Source organism: Streptomyces scabichelini (genome assembly GCF_011045015.1).
GTDB lineage: Bacteria > Actinomycetota > Actinomycetes > Streptomycetales > Streptomycetaceae > Streptomyces > Streptomyces scabichelini.
Genome location: NZ_JAAKZY010000097.1, coordinates 1 through 18,870, shown reverse-complemented (window position 1 = coordinate 18,870; position 18,870 = coordinate 1). Strand labels below are relative to the sequence as shown.

General features: G+C 71.1%; 18 protein-coding genes. 11 read left to right on the top strand and 7 right to left on the bottom strand.

Translation table 11 applies throughout. The annotated features are described in order from the left end of the window. Positions 1-115 precede the first annotated feature (115 nt). From G5C60_RS27480 to G5C60_RS27465, 4 genes are all read left to right on the top strand, one after another. Positions 116-2,380 carry an acyl-CoA dehydrogenase family protein gene (locus tag G5C60_RS27480; protein ID WP_165263609.1) on the top strand — a complete coding sequence of 755 codons (2,265 nt, stop codon included), beginning with the start codon at positions 116-118 and terminating at the stop codon, positions 2,378-2,380. Between the two features lie 69 nt (positions 2,381-2,449). Continuing rightward, positions 2,450-2,947 carry a hypothetical protein gene (locus tag G5C60_RS27475; RefSeq protein WP_165263608.1) on the top strand — a complete coding sequence of 166 codons (498 nt, stop codon included), beginning with the start codon at positions 2,450-2,452 and terminating at the stop codon, positions 2,945-2,947. Next, positions 2,944-3,249, top strand: coding sequence for a transcriptional regulator (locus G5C60_RS27470; RefSeq protein WP_338145941.1), 306 nt, complete (start codon positions 2,944-2,946; stop codon positions 3,247-3,249). Before G5C60_RS27475 ends, G5C60_RS27470 begins: the two co-directional genes overlap by 4 nt. 121 nt (positions 3,250-3,370) lie before the next feature. Next, the gene (locus G5C60_RS27465; RefSeq protein ID WP_420907416.1) at positions 3,371-4,786 is read left to right on the top strand and encodes an MFS transporter; all 1,416 of its coding nucleotides are present in this window, start codon (positions 3,371-3,373) and stop codon (positions 4,784-4,786) included. Between the two features lie 111 nt (positions 4,787-4,897). Here G5C60_RS27465 and G5C60_RS27460 read toward each other — a convergent pair whose 3' ends face one another. From G5C60_RS27460 to G5C60_RS27445, 4 genes are all read right to left on the bottom strand, one after another. Then, on the bottom strand, positions 4,898-5,530 hold the full coding sequence (locus G5C60_RS27460) for a response regulator transcription factor (protein WP_165263627.1): 633 nt from the start codon (positions 5,528-5,530) through the stop codon (positions 4,898-4,900). A 92-nt stretch (positions 5,531-5,622) separates the two neighbouring features. Continuing rightward, complete coding sequence (locus G5C60_RS27455) at positions 5,623-6,966, bottom strand: sensor histidine kinase (RefSeq protein ID WP_165263626.1); 1,344 nt, start codon at positions 6,964-6,966, stop codon at positions 5,623-5,625. 42 nt (positions 6,967-7,008) lie between these two features. Next, on the bottom strand, positions 7,009-7,746 hold the full coding sequence (locus G5C60_RS27450; RefSeq protein WP_206440076.1) for an ABC transporter permease: 738 nt from the start codon (positions 7,744-7,746) through the stop codon (positions 7,009-7,011). Further along, on the bottom strand, positions 7,746-8,675 hold the full coding sequence (locus tag G5C60_RS27445; protein ID WP_206440075.1) for an ABC transporter ATP-binding protein: 930 nt from the start codon (positions 8,673-8,675) through the stop codon (positions 7,746-7,748). The genes G5C60_RS27450 and G5C60_RS27445 overlap by 1 nt, the downstream gene beginning before the upstream one ends. Before the next feature lie 283 nt (positions 8,676-8,958). Between G5C60_RS27445 and G5C60_RS27440 the strand changes: the two genes are divergently transcribed. The 3 genes from G5C60_RS27440 (at position 8,959) to G5C60_RS27430 (ending at position 11,950) form a co-directional block, all read left to right on the top strand. Further along, positions 8,959-9,834, top strand: coding sequence for a MaoC/PaaZ C-terminal domain-containing protein (locus G5C60_RS27440; RefSeq protein ID WP_165263606.1), 876 nt, complete (start codon positions 8,959-8,961; stop codon positions 9,832-9,834). A 21-nt stretch (positions 9,835-9,855) separates the two neighbouring features. Further along, positions 9,856-10,932: a Zn-dependent alcohol dehydrogenase gene (locus tag G5C60_RS27435; RefSeq protein ID WP_165263605.1), complete on the top strand. Its 1,077-nt coding sequence runs from the start codon at positions 9,856-9,858 to the stop codon at positions 10,930-10,932. A gap of 73 nt (positions 10,933-11,005) precedes the next feature. Then, positions 11,006-11,950 (top strand): 3-oxoacyl-ACP reductase, encoded by a 945-nt coding sequence (locus tag G5C60_RS27430; protein ID WP_165263604.1) that lies wholly within the window; start codon positions 11,006-11,008, stop codon positions 11,948-11,950. 83 nt (positions 11,951-12,033) lie between these two features. On the opposite strand, the gene G5C60_RS27425 is transcribed toward G5C60_RS27430, so the two are convergent. Beyond that, positions 12,034-12,246: a hypothetical protein gene (locus G5C60_RS27425; RefSeq protein WP_165263599.1), complete on the bottom strand. Its 213-nt coding sequence runs from the start codon at positions 12,244-12,246 to the stop codon at positions 12,034-12,036. Positions 12,247-12,337: 91 nt separating this feature from the next. Further along, complete coding sequence (locus G5C60_RS27420) at positions 12,338-13,696, bottom strand: hypothetical protein (protein WP_241267109.1); 1,359 nt, start codon at positions 13,694-13,696, stop codon at positions 12,338-12,340. Between the two features lie 195 nt (positions 13,697-13,891). Here G5C60_RS27420 and G5C60_RS27415 point away from each other — a divergent pair, with 195 nt between their 5' ends. The 4 genes from G5C60_RS27415 to G5C60_RS27400 are packed head-to-tail and all read left to right on the top strand — an operon-like array spanning position 13,892 to position 17,805. Beyond that, positions 13,892-14,947: an ABC transporter substrate-binding protein gene (locus G5C60_RS27415; protein WP_165263603.1), complete on the top strand. Its 1,056-nt coding sequence runs from the start codon at positions 13,892-13,894 to the stop codon at positions 14,945-14,947. 45 nt (positions 14,948-14,992) lie between these two features. Next, positions 14,993-15,865 (top strand): Nif3-like dinuclear metal center hexameric protein, encoded by an 873-nt coding sequence (locus G5C60_RS27410; protein ID WP_165263602.1) that lies wholly within the window; start codon positions 14,993-14,995, stop codon positions 15,863-15,865. Further along, positions 15,862-16,605, top strand: a complete 744-nt coding sequence (locus tag G5C60_RS27405; RefSeq protein ID WP_165263623.1) for a zinc ribbon domain-containing protein — start codon at positions 15,862-15,864, stop codon at positions 16,603-16,605. The genes G5C60_RS27410 and G5C60_RS27405 overlap by 4 nt, the downstream gene beginning before the upstream one ends. Before the next feature lie 12 nt (positions 16,606-16,617). Further along, the gene (locus G5C60_RS27400) at positions 16,618-17,805 is read left to right on the top strand and encodes a bifunctional RNase H/acid phosphatase (protein ID WP_165263601.1); all 1,188 of its coding nucleotides are present in this window, start codon (positions 16,618-16,620) and stop codon (positions 17,803-17,805) included. A 275-nt stretch (positions 17,806-18,080) separates the two neighbouring features. On the opposite strand, the gene eda is transcribed toward G5C60_RS27400, so the two are convergent. After that, entirely contained in the window at positions 18,081-18,743 is a 663-nt protein-coding gene (gene eda, locus G5C60_RS27395) for a bifunctional 4-hydroxy-2-oxoglutarate aldolase/2-dehydro-3-deoxy-phosphogluconate aldolase (RefSeq protein ID WP_165263600.1), read from the bottom strand. Positions 18,744-18,870 lie beyond the last annotated feature (127 nt).

The following is an 18,870-nucleotide window of genomic DNA, read 5'->3' as shown; positions in this document are numbered from 1 at the left end:
AATTCTTGACCTTCTCATTACGCGCAGAGGTCAACTCGTCGGCATCCGGTCATCATCTGACCTTCCGTCAGATTGAAACGTGTTCTAGCCTGTCGCCGACCTTGGGGAGGCGTGCATGGGGATCGGGATCACGCGGGAGCAGCGGGAGTTGGCCGAGGCCGTGCGCGGCTGGATCGCGCGGGCGGTGCCTCCGGAGGAGGTGCGCAAGCTCCTCGACGCGCCCGGTGAGGGCAGACCGCCGTTCTGGGACGGGCTCGCCGCGCAGGGGCTGCTCGGCGTGCACCTGCCCGAGGAGTACGGCGGCGGAGGCGGCGACGTCCTCGACCTGGCCGTCGTGGTGGAGGAGGCCGCGCGGGCCGCACTTCCGGGACCGTACGTCCCGAGCCTCCTGGCTTCGCTGCTGCTGTCCCGCGCGGGTACGGAGGAGGCGGACGAGCTGGTGCGGTCGCTGGCCTCGGGGGAGCGGACCGGGGCAGTGGCGTTCGGGACGGGATCGCTGACCGCTGTCTCGAACGCGCCGAACGCGCCGAACGCATCGCACGTGTCGAAGGAGGGCGGGTGCATCCTCGACGGGACCGCGCCGCCCGTCCTGTCCGGCGCCGACGCGGACCTGCTGATCCTGTGCGCGACTCCGGCCTCGGAAGCGGAAGGTGAGCCGGGCGCCGAGCACCCGGCCTCGGAAGCGGCGGGCCGCACGATATGGGTGGCCGTCGACGCCGCCGATCTGGCCGTACGGGTGCACGAGAGCGCCGACCCGACGCGGGCGACCGCCGAAGTCCGGGCGGACGGGGTACGCGTCCCCGCCGGCCGCGTGCTCCCCGTCGACTCCGTCGACTCCTCGCTCGTGCGCGACCTCACCGCCGTCGTCCTCGCCGCGGACGCGTGCGGCACCGCGGCGTGGGCGTTGCACACCGCCTCCGAGTACGCCAAGGTCCGCGAACAGTTCGGCCATCCGATCGGCCGCTTCCAGGGCGTGAAGCACCTGTGCGCCGACATGCTGGTACGGGTCGAACGGGCCCGCGCGCTCACCTGGGACGCGGCCCGCGCCGTTCAAGAGCCGGACGGCGTACGGGAGTTGGTGTCGGCCCTCGCGGTCGCCGACGCCCTGGACGCCGCGTACTCCTGCGCCAAGGACTGCATCCAGGTCCTCGGCGGGATCGGGTTCACCTGGGAGCACGACGCCCATCTGTATCTGCGCCGGGCGGTGGTGGCGCGGCAGCTGTTCGGCACCGGCGACGTACACCGCCTGCGCGCCGTGCGGCTCGCGGAGGACGGCGTACGACGGGAGTTGCGTCTTGACCTGCCCCCGGAGGCCTCGGCGTACCGGGCGGCGGCCCGCGAGGTGATCGAGGGCGTACGCGGCCTCGAACCGGCCGCGGCACGAAGGGTGCTGGCACCCACGGGATACGCCGCCCCGCACCTGCCGCCTCCGTACGGACTCGGCGCCGGCCCTGTCCAACAGCTCGCCGTACAGGAGGAGTTGGCCGCAGCGGGCGTACGCGTGAGTGATCTGGGGATCGCCACCTGGGTCGTACCGTCGCTCATCGCGTACGGGACGCGGGAGCAGCAGGAGCGGTATCTGCTGCCGACGCTGTGCGGGGACGTGCTGTGGTGCCAGCTGTTCTCGGAGCCGGGCGCCGGGTCCGACCTCGCCTCGCTGCGGACGCGCGCCGAACGGACCGCCGACGGGAACTGGCGGATCAACGGGCAGAAGGTATGGACGAGTTCGGCCCGCTGGGCGGACTACGGGATCCTGCTCGCCCGTACGAATCCGGCGGCGCCCAAGCACAAGGGCCTCACGTACTTCGTCGTCGACATGAAGAACACGTCCGGCATCGACATCCGCCCCCTCAAGGAGATCACCGGCGAATCCCTGTTCAACGAGGTCTACTTCGACGACGTGGTCCTCCCCGCCGACGCGGTGGTCGGCTCCGTCGACGACGGCTGGAAGGTCGCCCGCAACACCCTCGGCAACGAACGCGTCCACATGGCCGACCAGTTGACCTTCGGCACCGGCATCGAAGCGCTCCTCGCTCGCGCCGGCGACGTCGACGATGCCGTACGCGTACGCATAGGCACCCTGCTCGCGGAGGCGCACGCCCTGGCCTGCATCGGCCTGCGTACGACCATCCAGCAGGTGTCGGGCGTCGAGCCGGGAGCGGGCGCGTCCGTGCGCAAGCTCGTCCAGACCGTGCACCAGCAGAAGATCGCCGAGCTCGCCCTCGAACTCCTCGGCTCGGAGGGCGCGTTGCGCGAGGGCCCAGGGGAACGGGCCGTGCACGGCTTCCTCCTCTCCCGCTGCCTGACCATCGCGGGCGGCACGACTCAGGTGCAGCTGAACGTGGTCGCGGAGCGGATCCTGGGGCTGCCACGGGACTGACCAGCCAGGCTTTCCGTAGCGGAAAGTCGCGTCTTGCCGTACCGGAAACACACCTCTACTCTTTCCATCATGGAAACCGACGGGGGCACCATCCGCCCGACCCCGCAGCAGGCACGCGCCGCGCTGGCCGACACCGAGCAGGTCCGGGCGTCCGCCGCCGCCTTGTCCGCCACCCCATGGCCGCGCTGGTTCGCCACCACACTCACGCTGTACATCGCTGCCGTCCCGCCGGTCTACGGAGGAGCGATGGCCGGTCACCGGTGGCTGCTGCCCGGTCCGGCCTGGGTCGTCATCATGCTGGTGATGACCGCGGCGTACGTGGCTCTGTTCGGGCTCGCGGCCGCGAACTGGCGCAAGAAGACCGGCGTGGCGCTGCGCCTTGACGTGCTGCCCAAGCGCGCCACCGTGCCCCTGTGCATCGGGCTGCCCGCGCTGCTGCTGGGCTCGGCCCTCGCCTTCCGCGTCACGCGGGAGCCGCTGTGGCTGTTCGCCGCCTCCGTCGTCGGCGCCGCGGTGTCGATCGGCTTCCACCTCGCCTTCGTACGTCTGCACCGGAAAGCCTCGTGAACAGTGCGGCCACCGACCCCATGGACGGTTTCGACACCACCATCCACGCCCCCAACCGGCTGCGCATCTGCGCTCTGCTCGACACCGCGGGCGAGGCCGAGTTCGCCCTGGTCCAACGGCAGCTCGACGTCTCCGCGTCCGTACTGAGCAAGCACGTCACCGTGCTGATGGAGGCCGGCTACGTCGAGCAGCGCAAGGCCGTACGCGACACCCGCCAACGCGTCTGGCTCCGCCTCACCCGCCAGGGACGGGACGCCTACCAGGCACATCTCGCCGCCCTGCGCGCCATCGTGGGGCCGTAGGGACTGCCCCGGCGTAGGCAGGCACAGGCGTAGGCAGGCACAGGCGTAGGTCCAGCGGCCGACGGCCCGTGCGGCGAAAATCCCATGTACGGGGCGCAAGCGCGTTGAGAGCATGACTGCCATGCTCAGAGCCGCCGCAGAGATACCCGTGTCCCGCCGTTCCGTACCGCCCACCTGGGTGGTGGTCGCGCTCGCCTGTGCGGGGCAGTTCCTCGTCGTTCTCGATGTCTCCGTGGTCAACGTGGCGTTGCCGTCGATGCGCGCCGATCTGGGACTGAGCGCGCCGGGGCTGCAGTGGGTCCTCAACGCGTACACGATCGCCTTGGCCGGCTTCATGCTGCTCGGCGGGCGGGCCGGGGACCTGTACGGACGTAAGCGGATGTTCCTCATCGGGCTCGCCATCTTCACGCTCGCGTCCCTCGGGGGCGGGCTGGCCCAGGCGGAGTGGCAGCTGCTGGTCGCGCGGGCCGTGCAGGGGCTCGGCGCGGCGGTGCTCGCGCCCTCGACGCTGACGATTCTGACGTCGGCCGTTCCGGAGGGGGCGGCACGCGCGCGTGCCATCGCGACCTGGACCGCGGTCGGCGCCGGCGGTGGCGCGGCGGGCGGCCTCGTCGGCGGGCTGCTCGTCGAGGGGCTGTCGTGGCGGTGGGTGCTGCTGATCAACGTGCCCATCGGCGCCGTCGTACTGGCCGGCGCTCTGCTGTGGCTCGTCGAGAGCCGGGCCGGCGACGGGCGGCGGCTCGATCTGCCGGGAGCGCTGCTGGTCACGGCGGGGCTCGCGACTCTCGCGTACGGGATCGTGCAGACCGAGTCCGAGGGCTGGACGTCGTCCGCGACCCTCGCCCCGCTGCTCGCCGGGGCCGCGCTGATCGGGCTCTTCCTGCTCGTCGAGGCGCGGACGAAGGCGCCGCTGATGCCGCTGAAGTTGTTCCGGCTGCGGTCGGTGTCCTCGGCGAACACGGCGATGTTCCTGTGCGGCGCGGCCATGGTCTGCATGTGGTTCTTCATGACCCTGTACGCCCAGAACGTGCTCGGCTACACGCCACTGGAGGCCGGACTCGCGCTCATGCCCAGCTCGCTCGCGGTGATCCTGGGTTCGAAGGCCGCGCCGCGGCTCATGCGGGTCGTCGGAGCGCGCCACGTCGCGGTGATCGGGACGCTGGTGGCCACCGCCGGGTTCGGCTGGCAGTCGACGATGAGCGCGGACGGGGCGTACCTCACCGCGATCATGTTCCCCGGGATCCTGATGATGCTCGGCGCCGGGCTGGCCGCGACACCGCTCGGCTCGCTGGCCACGTCGGGGGCGGCGCCGGGAGACGCCGGACTGGTCTCCGGGCTGGTCAACACCTCGCGCATGATGGGCGGTTCGCTCGGTCTCTCGGTGATGTCGACGATCGCGGCGGCCAGGACCGGAGGTGGCACGTCGGCCGCGGCACTGACGGAGGGGTACGCGCTGGCCTTCCGTACGGGCGCGGGGGTGCTGCTCGGGGGCGCGGTGCTGATGCTGCTGTGGCTGCCGGGGCGCTCCGCTGGTTAGGCGGTTCCAAGGCTGCGGGTTCATTGTGGCTGGTCGCGCAGTTCCCCGCGCCCCTTAGAGGCCTGCGGCCTCCTGCGGGGCGCGGGTCGCGCCCTCGCGGCGGAGCCGCACTCACAGCCAGCCCTGTTGCCGGGCCTCCCGCATCGCCTCCATGCGGTTGCGGGTGCCCGTCTTGCCGATCGCGGAGGAGAGGTAGTTGCGAACCGTGGACTCGGCAAGGTGGAGCTTGGCGGCGATGTCGGCGACGGTCGCCCCGTCGGCGGAGGCCTTCAGGACGTCGCACTCGCGGGCGGTGAGCGGACTGGGCCCGGCGCTCAACGCGGCCGCGGCGAGCGCCGGATCGATCACCGTCTCGCCCGTCAGCACCCGGCGGATGCAGGCGGCCAGCTCCTCCACGGGCCCGTCCTTCACAAGAAACCCCGCGGCTCCCGCCTCCATGGCCCGCCGCAGATACCCCGGTCGACCGAAGGTGGTGAGGATCAACACCCGGCAGTCGGGCACCTCGTCCCGCAACGCCGCGGCGGCATCGAGCCCGCTGACCCCAGGGAGCTCGATGTCCAACAACGCGACATCCGGCCGCGACTCCAGCGCCGCGTCCACGATCACGTCCCCCGCCCCGACCTGCGCGACAACCTCGATGTCCTCCTCAAGACCGAGAAGCAGAGCGAGAGCGCCCCGCATCATCCCCTGGTCCTCGGCGAGCAACACGCGGATGGACTTGCCGGGCCGGTGCTCCTGGGGCATCTCGTTCACGGCCCAAGCGTAGGGCGTGGCCGATGCCGTGGCGTGGGCCCGTCGGGCTGGTCGGGCTCGTTGGGCTCGTTGGGCCCGTTGGGTCAGGGACTTCCCGCCCGGACGGCCGACGCGGCCGACGCGTCCAAAGCCTCCGCCCCCTCCGAAAGGCTCACCGGATCCGTCACCCCGGCAACCTCAACCCCCACCGTTTCCATGGGCAGTTCCGCCACCACCACGAAGCCACCCCGTGGACCGGGCCCCGCCTCCAGCGAGCCGCCCGCCACCGCGAGGCGTTCCGTGAGGCCCTTGAGTCCGGTGCCGCCGATCTCAGGGCCCGACGGGAACGGGCCGAACTGGTCGGAGGCGGCGGACGCGACGGACCCCGAGGACCCGGCGGACGCGGCAAGCGCACCGCGGCCGTCGTCCGAGATGCGGGCGCGGGCGCGTTCCGGGGAGCTCTCCACCGTGATCTCGCAGCGGGTCGCGCCACTGTGGCGTACGGCGTTGGTGACGGCCTCGCGAATCACCCAGCCCAGCAGCGCTTCCGTCCGGGCGGCGAGCGGCGGACCCGACTGGCGGACGACCGGTTCGATGCCGGCGGCCTGGAGGGCGGAACGGGCACGGTCCAGTTCCGTGGCCAGGCTGCCCTCGCGGTAGCCCGTCACCGCCTCGCGGATCTCCGTGAGCGCCTGGCGGCCCACCGACTCGATGTCACCGAGCTGGACGAGCGCCGCGTCCAGGTCGCGGCGCGCCAGGCGGCGCACCGCCTCCGACTTCACCACGATCACGGAGAGGGTGTGGCCCAGCAGGTCGTGGAGGTCCCGGGAGAAGCGCAGCCGTTCCTTCTCGACAGCGCGGCGGGCCAACTCCTCGCGGGCGGCACGGAGTTCGCGTACGGCCTCGGAGAGGGAGAGGATCGCCGCCGTCACCATGGTGGAGAGGAACGTGCCGTACGCGACGTTCACCGCGCCCCAGCCGTCCCGGACCGCGGCCACGGCACCCGCGAGCAGACTCAGGCCGACGCCGACCCTGCCGAGCCACGGGCCCCGTACGATCGCGCCCGTCGCCAGGCCGAGCAGCGGGAAGAAGAGCAGCCAGCTGTCGCCGTAGACGATGGCCAGCGTGCAGGTCACCACGCCCAGCGCGATCAGCATCACGCGGGTGGAGCGGGCTTCGCGTGCCTCCTTCGAGAAGGCGCGGAACACCAGCGCGATGTAGAGGGAGTTGAAGGCCACCAGACCGATGCCGCCGATCCAGGGGTTCGGGGTCTTGCCCTGGAACAGGTTGGAGAAGGCGCCTATGCCCATCAGAAGCCAGGGGAGGAGGGCGAAGCCGCTGGGCGGCGGGCCGAGTTCCTCCGGCGGCCGGCCGGTCTTCTCCCGGGCCCGGCCCCGCTCACAGCCTTCGGCGTGCCGCAAGGCCAGCCAGTAGTTGACCCTGGTCATCCAGGACATGCCCTGCCCCCGCTCAGACGGTTCCAGACGGATTCAGACGGTTCGCGCGGTCCTGCGGTACGCAGTCACAGCGTACGAGCCGAAGGCCAGCAGCCAGAGGGTCAGGACCAGCACCGCCGCGAGGGTGGGCGCGTGCCCGTCGGCGACCGCCCTGCCGAGCTGCGCGAACCGGTTCGTCGGTGTGTACGCGGACAGCGAGCGCAGCCACTCCGGGAAGAGGCTGAGCGGGAACCACAGGCCGCCGACGACGGCCAGCACCAGGTTGCAGCCCATGTTCGCGACGCCCGTGGTCTGCGCGGTGAGCCGGTAGCCGTTGCCGAGACCGAGCAGCGTGAACGGGACCGAGCCCAGCCACAGCAGCAGCGCGAGCGCCGCCCACTTCCACACATCCAGCCGTACGCCGTTGACGAGACCGCCCGCCGCCAGCACCGCGACGAGCGCGGGCAGCACCGTCACCGCCCCGGTCAGCGCCCGGCCGATCACGACCTGGCGCGGAGTCATCGGCGTGATCCGCAACTGCCGCAGCCAGCCGGTTGACCTGTCCTCGGCGACGCCGCCACCGGTGTTCAGGGCCGAGTTCATCGCACCGTACGCGGCCATGCCGACCATCGAGCCGGTCTTCCAGCCGCTGTCGTTGCCGTCACCGAGGTTGGTGAACAGCAGGTACATCGCCACCGGCATGACGACGCCACCGACCACGAAGCCGACGTCGCGCAGCGTCCGGCGCACTTCGAGCCGCAGGTACTCCCACACCACACCAGTCACCGCCATCACACCCTCTCCAGCACGTTCGACGCGCCCGACGTCAGCGCCAAGAACGCGTCGTCCAGCGACGCGGGCGCGACCTCAAGGCCGCGTACGGCGCCCATCTCGGCGAGCGCGATCACCGTTGCGTCGGAGTCCTCCGTACGTAGCCGCGTCCGGTCCCCGCGCACCTCCACCGACACCACCCCGGGCAGCAGGGCCAGGCCTTCCGTACCGCGGCCCGCCAGGTCGAAGGAGACCAGGTTGCCGCCCGCCGAGCGCCTGAGCTGCTCACCGCTGCCGTCGGCGACGATCCGGCCGTGGTCGATGACGACGATCCGGTCGGCGTTGGCGTCCGCCTCCTCCAGATAGTGGGTGGAGAAGAGGACGGTGTGGCCGCGCCGGGCGTACGCCCGCATCGAGTCCCAGAAGGCGTACCGCGCCTCCACGTCCAGCGCGGCCGTGGGCTCGTCGAGCACGATCAGCGCGGGGTTGCCGATGAGCGCGACCGCGAACCGCACCCGCTGCGACTGGCCGCCGGAGAGCCGGTCGACGCGCCGCCCGGCCAGCTCGGCGATGCCCGCGAGCTCCAGCGCCTCGGCGACGGGCATCGGCCGCGGATACGTACGGGCCACGAACCCGATCAGCTCGCCCACCGTCACCCGCGACACCGGTCGGCCGTCCTGAAGCATCGCGCCCACACGGCCCGCCCGTACGGCCTTCTCCGGCTCCGCGCCGAAGAGCCGTACGACGCCCTCGTCGGGCTGGTTCAGGCCGAGGAGCAGTGAGATCGCGGTGGACTTGCCGGCGCCGTTGCGGCCGAGCAGGGCGACGGTCTCGCCGCGCGCCATCTCCAGGTCGACGCCGTCCACGGCCCGTACCGCACCGAAGGCCTTGACCACTCCCGTGAAGGACACGGCCTGGTGTGTCCCAGCTGTCTTCGCTGTCTTCGTCATGAGTATGACGTTATGAATCCCTGGGCGGGGCGCGGCAGATGCGCTTGTACGGACTCGGGCAGGACAAATGTCACGGTCGACGGTACGCAGGCGATACGGACATCTGACATAGCGTCAGGAGTCTTCACATGTGCGGGAGGCTGGGCTATACAGAGGGTCGCCGGACTGGAACGCGTTCTAGGACAGGCGGGTTCCGCGGCCCAGTGTCGACCTCGGTGCGGCCGACGGTGCGGACGGCCGCACCGAGGTCTTCCCGCCAGATCCATCAGCAGTCAGGAGCCCCATGCCCATCGACGCCGCCAAGGCCCTCGCCGCCGAGCCGCGGACCGGCGAGATCGCCTGGACCCACAAGGACGTCCAGCTCTACCACCTCGGAATCGGCGCGGGCGCGAACCCCGACAAACACAGCCCCGCGACCGACTCCGACGAGCTGCGCTACACCCTCGAGTCCAGGCTGCACGTCCTGCCGAGCTTCGCGACCGTCGCGGGCGCGGGCTCCCCGGGCGTGATCGGCGGACTGTCCATGCCGGGCGTCGAGGTCGACCTCGCGCACGTCCTGCACGGCGGCCAGACCATCGAACTGCACCGCCCGATTCCCGTCGAGGGCAAGGCGACCGCCACCTCACGGATCGCGGCCGTGTACGACAAGGGCAAGGCCGCCATCCTCGTCATGCGCACCGAAGTCGCCGACGACGAGGGCCCGTTGTGGACGAACGACGCGCAGATCTTCGTACGCGGAGAAGGCGGCTTCGGCGGCGACCGCGGCCCCTCCACCCGCCTCGATCCGCCGACGGGCGATCCCGACCGGGAGGCCGAGCGTCACATCCGCGAGGACCAGGCCCTGCTCTACCGCCTCTCCGGCGACTGGAACCCGCTGCACGCCGACCCCGAGTTCGCCAAGGTCGCCGGTTTCGACCGGCCGATCCTGCACGGGCTGTGTACGTACGGGATCACGCTCAAGGCGGTCGTCGACACGGTGCTCGGCGGCGACGCGGCACGGGTCCGCTCCTACAGCACGCGCTTCGCCGGGGTCGTCTTCCCCGGCGAGACCCTCCGCATCCGGATGTGGCAGGGGGACGGCAGGGTCCAGGTGACGGTGACGGCCGTGGAGCGGGACGACGCGCCGGTGCTGGCCGACACCATCGTCGAACACTCTTGAACTCATGAGGGGAGCCGCACCATGCGGGCAGCCGTACTGCACGAGATCGGCCAGGACAAGCTGGAGGTCCTCGACGACGTCGAGGCGACAAGCTTCGGCCCCGGCCGGGTGAAGATCCGGGTACGGGCCACCGGACTGTGTCACTCGGACCTCTCGGCGATGTCCGGAGTCCTGCCGCAGCCGGGGCCGTTCGTGCCCGGGCACGAGGGAGCGGGCGAGATCCTGGAGGTCGGCGAGGGTGTCACCAACGTCAAACCCGGTGACCGCGTCGTCGTCTGCTGGCTGCCCGCCTGCAACGCCTGCCCCGCCTGCAAGCGCGGCCAGACCGAACTGTGCCTGGCAGGGTTCATGAACGCGGGCACTCCCAACTTCAAGCGGCCGGGCGGCGATGTGTTCGGCATGGCGGGCACCGGCACCTTCACCGAGGAGGTCGTCGTCGACGCGGGCTGCGCCGTGCCCATCCCGGACGACGTGCCCTTCGACATCGCCGCCCTCATCGGCTGCGGAGTCACCACGGGACTCGGTGCCGCCCTCAACACCGCCGACGTGGAGGCCGGTTCGTCGGTCGCCGTCATCGGCTGCGGCGGGGTCGGCATCTCCGCGATCCAGGGCGCCCGGCTCAGGGGCGCCGCCGAGATCGTCGCGGTCGACCCGGTGGCCTCGCGCCGCGAGTCCGCGCTGAAGTTCGGTGCCACCCGGGCCGTGTCGCCCGACGAACTCCCCGACGCCAAACAGACGTTGACCGCCGGCGAGGGCTTCGACTACGTCTTCGAGGTCGTCGGCAAGTCCGCCACCGCCCGCACCGCGTACGAGAACACCCGCCGCGGCGGCACGCTGGTCGTCGTCGGCGCCGGCGCCATGGACGACTTCCTTCAGCTCAGCATGTTCGAGCTGTTCTTCGACGAGAAGCGGATCCTGCCGAGCATGTACGGCGGCGGGGACGTCATGCGTTCGTACGAGCGGACCATCGCGCTGTGGCGTGCCGGGCGCATCGACCTGGAGGGCCTGATCACCCACCGGGTGCCGCTGAGCGATATCAACGAGGCGCTCGACCAGATGCGCACGGGGGTCGCGCTCCGTACGTGCATCGAGATCTGAGCAAGCCTTCGGACTCCATCTGAGCAAGTCTTCGAACTCCAACTGCCGTCCCCCGTCCCTTGGAGGGAGCTTGATGTCACTGCCGCTTGAGGGCCGATGCGCGATCGTCACGGGTGCGGGCCGCGGGCTCGGCCGGGCGGAGGCGCTGGAACTCGCCCGCCTTGGCGCCTCCGTCGTCGTCAACGACTTCGGGAAGCCAGGCCGGGACGGTTCCGGCGACGCTTCGGCGGGACCCGCCGAGGAGGTCGCGGCCGAGATCCAGGCGGCGGGCGGCCGTGCGGTCGCACACACCGGCGACGTGGCCGACCACCAACAGGCCCGAGGACTGGTCGAGTTGGCGGTCGCCACGTTCGGGCAGCTGGACATCCTCGTCAACAACGCGGGCATCCTGCGCGACAAGATGGTCTTCTCGATGTCCGAGGACGAGTGGGACTCCGTCATCCGCGTCCATCTGAAGGGCCACTTCAACACGACCCACTTCGCGTCCGCGTACTGGCGCAGCCGTTCCAAGGCGGCGGGCGGACCGGTGTACGGGCGCATCATCAACACCTCCTCCGAGGCGTTCCTCGCCGGTTCCGCCGGACAGCCCAACTACGCGGCGGCCAAAGGCGGAATCGTCGGGCTCACCACCTCCACCGCGCTGGCACTCGCGAAGTACGGCGTCACCGCGAACGTCATCTGCCCGCGCGCCCGGACCCGGATGACCGCGGACGTCTTCGCCGGTTCCGGCGACCCGGACGACAGCCTCGACCCGCTCGCCCCCGAACATGTCGCCCCGCTGGTCGGCTACTTGGCCTCACCCGCGGCCGAACGACTCAACGGCCAGCTGCTGGTCGTCCACGGCGGCATGGTCGCGATCGTCGAACGCCCGCAGGTGGCAGCCAAGTTCGACACCAAGCAGGACGCCTTCACGTACGACGAACTGGACGCGCTGCTCACGCCGCACTACGCGGAACGCCCGGAGAACGAGACGTTCGCGGCGGCGGAGGTACTGGGGCTCAAGCGGGGGCAGCCGTAGCCCCGCGCCCCTAAAAGGAGGCCGCAGGCCTTCCTTTTAGGGGCGCGGGGAACTGCGCGACCAGCCACAACGAACCCGCAGGTTCAAACCTCGACCCCAGCGGAGCGCTCAGGCTCGGCCGGCTTGCGGTGCCGCCCACGAGGCGCCGCCTCGTCGTCCTGCACCGCGACAGGCCCCCGGTGCCGCCCGCGGCCACCATCGCCGGCCTGAGACATCGCCACCCGCGGGTCACGCGCATCGTGACCCGCCACGCGCGGATCGGTGACCGTCGTCTCCATGTCGTTCACGTCGTTCATGTGGAAGTTTCACCCCGTCATTACAAGATCCTTCTGTACAGCGCGGGCGAGTCTAACGGGCGCTCTTTCGGCCGGTGAGGGGTGGTTGGGGCTACTCGACGGTCACTTCCTCGGCGGCTGCCCGGCCCTTGCCGGCCGCCTGCGCCAACCGGCGTCCCGCGAAGGCGCTCGCGACCTTCCGCACCGTGAACGGGGCCTGCTGCAAGGGCACCGGACGGGCCGACGCGGGAGGTTCCACCGGACGGGCCGACCCCGACCCGGGCTGTTCCACCGGAAAGGCCGACGGGGGCCGTTCCACCGGACCGGCCGACGGGGAACGCTCACCCGCGGGTTCCGGAGGATCCGTGACCGACGACGGCGCACCCCCTGGGACCTCAACCCCAGCACCATCCCCCGCCGCACGGTCCGGATCCCCCGGGCCCGCATCCCCCGCCCCCATGGGTGCCTCCACCCGTGCCACGCCGCACGGCATCATCCCCGTCGCGTACGGCAGTTGAAGCACCCCGTCCTTGGTCCACAGCCCCGCACCGGTCAACCACCCCTCGGGCGCTGGGAGTTGGTGGACCCGTCGCTCGGCGGGCCGCCACACCCCGAGCCAACTGCCCCCGCCCGCGCCGTCGATCCGCAGCGCCACCGCGCAGCACTCCGGCGTCAGCACCTGGCCCGGCTGGATCGCGAACGGCGTGACCCTGTGGTCCGCCAGTTGCAGCGACTCCGGGAACCGCACGGGAAGCGTGCTCCCCAACACGCCCCAGCCGAGCCGTTCCCGACCCGGCGACGGCGCGTCCGAGCGGATCAGCAGCAGCCCGCTGTCCGCGTCCGCGAGCAGCAGCCGGTCGTTGCTCTCCTCGGCGATCTGGAGCAGTGGCGACACCTCGCCACCGCGCTCCAGGTCGACCACCACCGTCTTGGTCCGGCCCTCCAACTCCCGGTCCAGAGCGAGCAGTCGGTCCCCGCCTGCCAGCCACACCCCGCCCGAGCAGCGCCCCGGCACCTCGGCGAGATGCTCGGGCCCGAAGGCGCCGCCCGCCACCAGCCACACGGTGGTCGAACTCCGGCCCACGGCGACGGCGTACGCACGTGAGCCCCCTGGGGCGGGCGGCAGCAGCCGCAACTCCGTTTCCTCGTCCCGGCATTCCACCGCGCCGAGCGGTACCTCACCCGTCCCCGGGCCGGTCGGATACAGCAGCGAGAACGCGTGCCGCCCCTCCGGAACCCGGTGGATGAGCACCCGCCCGTCCGCCATCGGCTGCACCTCCGTGCCGGGCTCCTCCGGCTGGTTGCCCGGCAGCGGAACGGCGTAGGGCTCGGGGCCGTCCAGCGTCCAGCGCTCCGGGAACCAGGAATCGCCGCGTAAGGCGAGGCGTGCCGCGTAGGATCCGTCGGCGGTGATCACGCACCCTGCCCGCGTCCCGTTCGAAGCGGCGGATTCGATGGCACAGGCCGTCATCGTCTGGTCACCTCCGGCCACGAAGGTAGTTTTCGTACGCACAGACGGGGCACCGACGGGCAGGGACTTCACACATACGGGTGGCCGTGTGTCGATTTTCGTGAGGAAACAGGGGCTGGTGTGCTGGCCGAGAATCGGCGGTTTAAGGTGAGCCTCACCTAAGTCCTGAGTCCGATTCTGTGGAGTGTGTGCCTGATGTCCCTACGACGACGCGGCTGTGCCGCCGTCGCCCTCGCCGTGGCCGCCGCGCTCTCGCTCGCGGCCTGCGGCTCGGGTGACGGCGATTCCGGTTCCGGCTCGGGCTCCGGCTCCGGAAAGTCCGACAACGGCAGTGGCAGCAAGTCCGTCGCGCAGGGCGGCGAGGACTTCGCGAAGGCGGCCGCGGACACGGCCAAGATGGGCACCACGGCGAAGGCCGGCGAGTTCCCGCGCACGATCAAGCACGCCAGGGGCGAGACGGAGCTCAAGTCCCGGCCCGAGCGGGTCGTCGTCCTCGACGTCGGCGAGCTCGACAACGTCGTGTCGCTGGGCGTCAAGCCCGTCGGCTACGCGCCCACCGAGGGCTCCACGGCCATCCCCTCCTACCTGAAGAAGGACGCGGGCAACCCCAAGGACGTCGGCACGATCAACGCCCTCAACCTGGAAGCGATCGCGAACCTCAAGCCCGACCTGATCCTCGGCAGCGAGCTGCGCGCCGCCAAGCTGTACCCGCAGCTCTCCCAGATCGCGCCCACCGTGTTCTCCATCCGCCCCGGCTTCACCTGGAAGGAGAACTACCTCCTCAACGCGGCCGCCCTCGACAAGACCGCCGAGGCGAAGAGCAAACTCGCCGCGTACGAGAAGAAGGCGAAGGCCCTCGGCGACGAACTGGGCCCCGACAAGCCGACCGTCACCATGCTCCGCTACATGCCGGGCATGATCCGCCTCTACGCGAAGGCGTCCTTCATCGGCACGATCCTCGACGACGTCGGCATCCCGCGCCCCAAGAACCAGCAGATCAACGACCTCGCTGTGGAGATCAGCCCGGAGAAGATCGACGAGGCCGACGCCGACTGGATCTTCACCGGCGTCTACGGCGACGCGAAGAAGACCGAGCGGTCGAGCGCCGAGGACAATCCCCTCTGGAAGAAGCTCGGCGCGGTCGAGAACGGCCAGGCGAAGGACGTACCGGACGAGACGTGGTACCTCGGCCTCGGGGTCACGGCGGCCGACGAGGTACTGGACGACCTGCAGGGTTACCTCGTGAAGTGAGCCGGCGCAGACGGGGCACGCGGAGAGGCGGGTAGCCTTTCTAACGTGCCCCGTCTGTCTGAAGTCATCGCCGCGCTCGACTCCCTCTGGCCCCCCGAGAGGGCGGAGGACTGGGACGCGGTCGGCACGGTCTGCGGAGACCCGGACCAGGAGGTCACGCGCGTGCTGTTCGCCGTCGACCCCGTCCAGGAGATCGTGGACGAAGCGGTGAAGCTGGACGCGGACCTGCTGGTCACCCACCACCCGCTCTACCTGCGCGGTACGACGACGGTGGCGGCCTCGACCTTCAAGGGCCGCGTGGTCCACACCCTCATCAAGAACGACATCGCGCTGCACGTCGCCCACACGAACGCCGACCGGGCGGACCCGGGGGTCAGCGACGCCCTCGCCGGAGCGCTGGACTTTCGTGTCGTACGGCCCCTCGTGCCGGACCCGACCGACCCCGAGGGCCGCCGCGGCCTCGGCCGCGTCTGCGAGCTGGACCATCCGCTGACCGTCCGCGAACTCGCCGCGCGCGCCGCCGAGCGGCTGCCCGCCACCGCGCAGGGCATCCGTGTCGCGGGCGACGCCGACGCGCTCGTACGGACCGTCGTGGTGAGCGGCGGCTCCGGCGACAGCCTCTTCGACGACGTACGCGCCGCGGGCGCCGACGCCTTCCTCACCGCGGACCTGCGCCACCACCCGGCGTCGGAGTTCATGGCGGACCGCGCGTACAGTCCTCTCGCACTGCTCGACGCGGCGCACTGGGCCACCGAGTGGCCCTGGTGCGAGCTGGCCGCCGCCCAGCTCGACGAGATTTCCGACCGGAACGGATGGGGACTTCGCGTCCACGTCTCGAAGACGGTCACCGACCCCTGGACAGCCCACGCGGCGTCCAACCCGACGAACGCCTCTGACACCCCTGGAGCCCCCAACTGAACGCCGCGCCCGCCGACCAGATCCGACTCCTCGACGTCCAGGCCCTCGACGTGCGCCTTCAGCAGCTGGCGCACAAGCGGAGGTCGCTGCCCGAGCACGCCGAGATCGAGTCGCTGAACAAGGACCTCACACAGCTGCGCGACCTCCTCGTCGCCGCGCAGACCGAGGAGAGCGACTGCGCCCGCGAGCAGACGAAGGCCGAGCAGGACGTCGACCAGGTGCGCCAGCGCGCCGGCCGTGACCAGCAGCGGCTCGACTCCGGTGCCGTCACCTCCCCCAAGGACCTGGAGAACCTCCAGCACGAGATCGCCTCCCTCGCCAAGCGGCAGGGCGACCTCGAGGACGTGGTCCTGGAGATCATGGAGCGCCGCGAGTCCGCGCAGGAGCGGGTGGGGGAGCTGACCGAGCGGGTCGCCTCCGTCGAGTCGAAGATCGACGACGCGATGCGGCGCAGGGACGCGGTGCAGGAGTCCCTCGACAGCGAGGCCGCGTCGGCGACGAAGGAACGAGAGCTGATCGCGGGCTCGATCCCCGCCGACCTCCTCAAGCTCTACGACAAACTGCGCGAGCAGCAGGGCGGTGTCGGTGCGGCCCGGCTCTACCAGCGGCGCTGCGAGGGCTGCCGCCTGGAGCTCAACATCACCGAGGTGAACGACGTGAAGGCGGCCGCCCCGGACACGGTGCTGCGCTGCGAGAACTGCCGCCGCATCCTCGTCCGCACCTCCGAGTCCGGCCTGTAAGGGGCCTCGGGCTTGCGCGAGTTCATCGTCGAGACCGACGGCGGCTCCCGGGGCAACCCGGGCCCCGCAGGCTACGGCTCGGTCGTCCTCGACGCGGCCACAGGGGAGACGCTGGCCGAGACGGCGGAGTACATCGGCATCGCGACGAACAACGTCGCGGAGTACCGGGGCCTGGTGGCGGGCCTGCGCGCGGCGCGCGAGCTGGACCCTTCGGCCTCCATCCGCGTCCGCATGGACTCCAAGCTCGTCGTGGAGCAGATGTCCGGCCGCTGGAAGATCAAGCACCCCGACATGCGGCCCCTCGCGGCCGAGGCGAGCCTGGTGTTCCCGTCGTCCCAGGTCACGTACGAGTGGATTCCACGCGACCAGAACAAGCACGCCGACCGCTTGGCCAACGAGGCGATGGATGCGGGGAAGCGGGGGGAGCGTTGGTCGGCGTCGAGCTCGTCGGCTCCTTCGGTTTCGCTGGCTGCGTCGGCTTCGTCGGTTTCATCAGTTTCGTTGTCCGATGTGCGGGGCGGCGCCGACGTACGCGCCGCGCGGAACGTGGCATCTGCCGGGACGCCTCCCGACCTCGGAGCACCCGCGACCTTCGTACTGCTGCGGCATGGCGAGACGACTTTGACGCCTCAGAAGCGGTTCTCCGGGAGTGGGGGCAGCGATCCGGGGCTGTCGGAAGCGGGGCGGACTCAGGCCGAGCGGGTGGCGGGGGCGCTTGCCGCGCGCGGGACCGTGCAGGACATCGTCTCGTCACCTCTCGCCCGGTGCCGCGAAACCGCGGGGATCGTGGCCGCGCGGCTCGGGCTCGGCGTACGGATCGAGGACGGGCTACGGGAGACGGACTTCGGGGCCTGGGAAGGGCTGACCTTCGGAGAGGTCCGGGAGCGGTATCCGGAGGAGTTGGACAAGTGGCTGGGGTCCCCGGACGCCGAACCGACCGGCGGGGGCGAGAGCTTCGCGGCCGTCGCGGGACGAGTTGCCGCGGCCCGGGACAAGCTGCTCGCCGGCCACGCAGGCCGCACCGTCCTCCTCGTCTCCCACGTCACACCCATCAAAACCCTCGTACGACTGGCCCTCGGCGCCCCACCGGAGTCCCTGTTCCGCATGGAACTGTCGGCAGCCTCGCTGTCGGCGGTGGCGTACTACGCGGACGGCAACGCAAGCCTGCGCCTGCTCAACGACACGTCGCACCTGCGCTGATGGCCTGACGGCCTGAGCGGCCTTGGTTAAGTCCGGTGCGGTACCGCGCCCTAAAGGAGGCCGCAGGCCTCTTTAGGGGCGCGGGGAACTGCGCGACCAGCCACGGACGGCCCGCACGATTCGTACTGCACTTCCCGCGAAGCGCTTGGAGGTCTGGCGGGCTGACCGCCTCATGGCGGGGCGGGCTGGCAGCCTGGGCTGCCTGACGGGCCCACCGGCTGGCGGCCTGGGCAGGCCAGCAGCTGACCGCCTGATGGCCTGGCGGCCCGGCGCAGCTACCCCCGCAGGCCCGCAGCCTCCCGCGCCAGCGCCTCCACCCGCCCCCAGTCCTTCGTCGCGATCGCATCCTCCGGAAGCATCCAAGTCCCGCCCACACACCCCACGTTGGGCAACGCCAGATACTCCGGCGCGGACGCCGGACCGACCCCCCCGGTCGGACAGAACCGCGCCTGCGGCAACGGCCCGGCCAGGGCCTTGAGATACGCCGTACCGCCCGAAGGCCCCGCCGGGAAGAACTTCATCTCCCGCACCCCGCGCTCCAGCAGCGCCACGACCTCCGACGTCGTCGAAACCCCGGGCAGGAAGGGCACCCCGGACCCCTTCATCGCATCCAGGAGTACGTCGGTCCAGCCGGGGCTCACCAGAAAACGAGCCCCCGCCTTCACCGTCTCCGTCACGTTCTCCGGCGAGATCACCGTGCCCGCCCCGACCAGGGCCTCGGGCACCCCCTCCGCGATCGCCCGGATCGCGTCGAGCGCGACCGGCGTCCGCAGGGTCACCTCGATCGCGGGCAGCCCACCCGCGACCAGCGCCCGCGCCAAGGGCACGGCATCGGCGACGTCCTCGACGACGACCACGGGGATGACAGGCGCGAGGTCCAGCAAGGACGACACAGGCAGGGAAGGGGAGGGGGAGGGCGAGGGCACAGACGAGGTCATGCCCTCATGCTGCCTGCGACGGACAGCATGCGCAAAGGTCGTTGCACATAGTGCAATGTCATGTCATCGGGTGGAGGCTCAGTGAACCTCCGTCACCAACACATCCAGCTCCCAGGCCCTCCCCGCC

What these genes read in the sequence shown, in the direction of transcription:
- G5C60_RS27480 (WP_165263609.1), top strand. Translation starts at nt 116, where the DNA reads ATGGGGATCGGGATCACGCGGGAGCAGCGGGAGTTGGCCGAGGCCGTG.
- G5C60_RS27475 (WP_165263608.1), top strand. Translation starts at nt 2,450, where the DNA reads ATGGAAACCGACGGGGGCACCATCCGCCCGACCCCGCAGCAGGCACGC.
- G5C60_RS27465 (WP_420907416.1), top strand. Translation starts at nt 3,371, where the DNA reads ATGCTCAGAGCCGCCGCAGAGATACCCGTGTCCCGCCGTTCCGTACCG.
- G5C60_RS27460 (WP_165263627.1), bottom strand. Translation starts at nt 5,530, where the DNA reads ATGCCCCAGGAGCACCGGCCCGGCAAGTCCATCCGCGTGTTGCTCGCC.
- G5C60_RS27455 (WP_165263626.1), bottom strand. Translation starts at nt 6,966, where the DNA reads ATGACCAGGGTCAACTACTGGCTGGCCTTGCGGCACGCCGAAGGCTGT.
- G5C60_RS27450 (WP_206440076.1), bottom strand. Translation starts at nt 7,746, where the DNA reads ATGGCGGTGACTGGTGTGGTGTGGGAGTACCTGCGGCTCGAAGTGCGC.
- G5C60_RS27445 (WP_206440075.1), bottom strand. Translation starts at nt 8,675, where the DNA reads ATGACGAAGACAGCGAAGACAGCTGGGACACACCAGGCCGTGTCCTTC.
- G5C60_RS27440 (WP_165263606.1), top strand. Translation starts at nt 8,959, where the DNA reads ATGCCCATCGACGCCGCCAAGGCCCTCGCCGCCGAGCCGCGGACCGGC.
- G5C60_RS27435 (WP_165263605.1), top strand. Translation starts at nt 9,856, where the DNA reads ATGCGGGCAGCCGTACTGCACGAGATCGGCCAGGACAAGCTGGAGGTC.
- G5C60_RS27430 (WP_165263604.1), top strand. Translation starts at nt 11,006, where the DNA reads ATGTCACTGCCGCTTGAGGGCCGATGCGCGATCGTCACGGGTGCGGGC.
- G5C60_RS27425 (WP_165263599.1), bottom strand. Translation starts at nt 12,246, where the DNA reads ATGAACGACGTGAACGACATGGAGACGACGGTCACCGATCCGCGCGTG.
- G5C60_RS27420 (WP_241267109.1), bottom strand. Translation starts at nt 13,696, where the DNA reads ATGACGGCCTGTGCCATCGAATCCGCCGCTTCGAACGGGACGCGGGCA.
- G5C60_RS27415 (WP_165263603.1), top strand. Translation starts at nt 13,892, where the DNA reads ATGTCCCTACGACGACGCGGCTGTGCCGCCGTCGCCCTCGCCGTGGCC.
- eda (WP_165263600.1), bottom strand. Translation starts at nt 18,743, where the DNA reads ATGACCTCGTCTGTGCCCTCGCCCTCCCCCTCCCCTTCCCTGCCTGTG.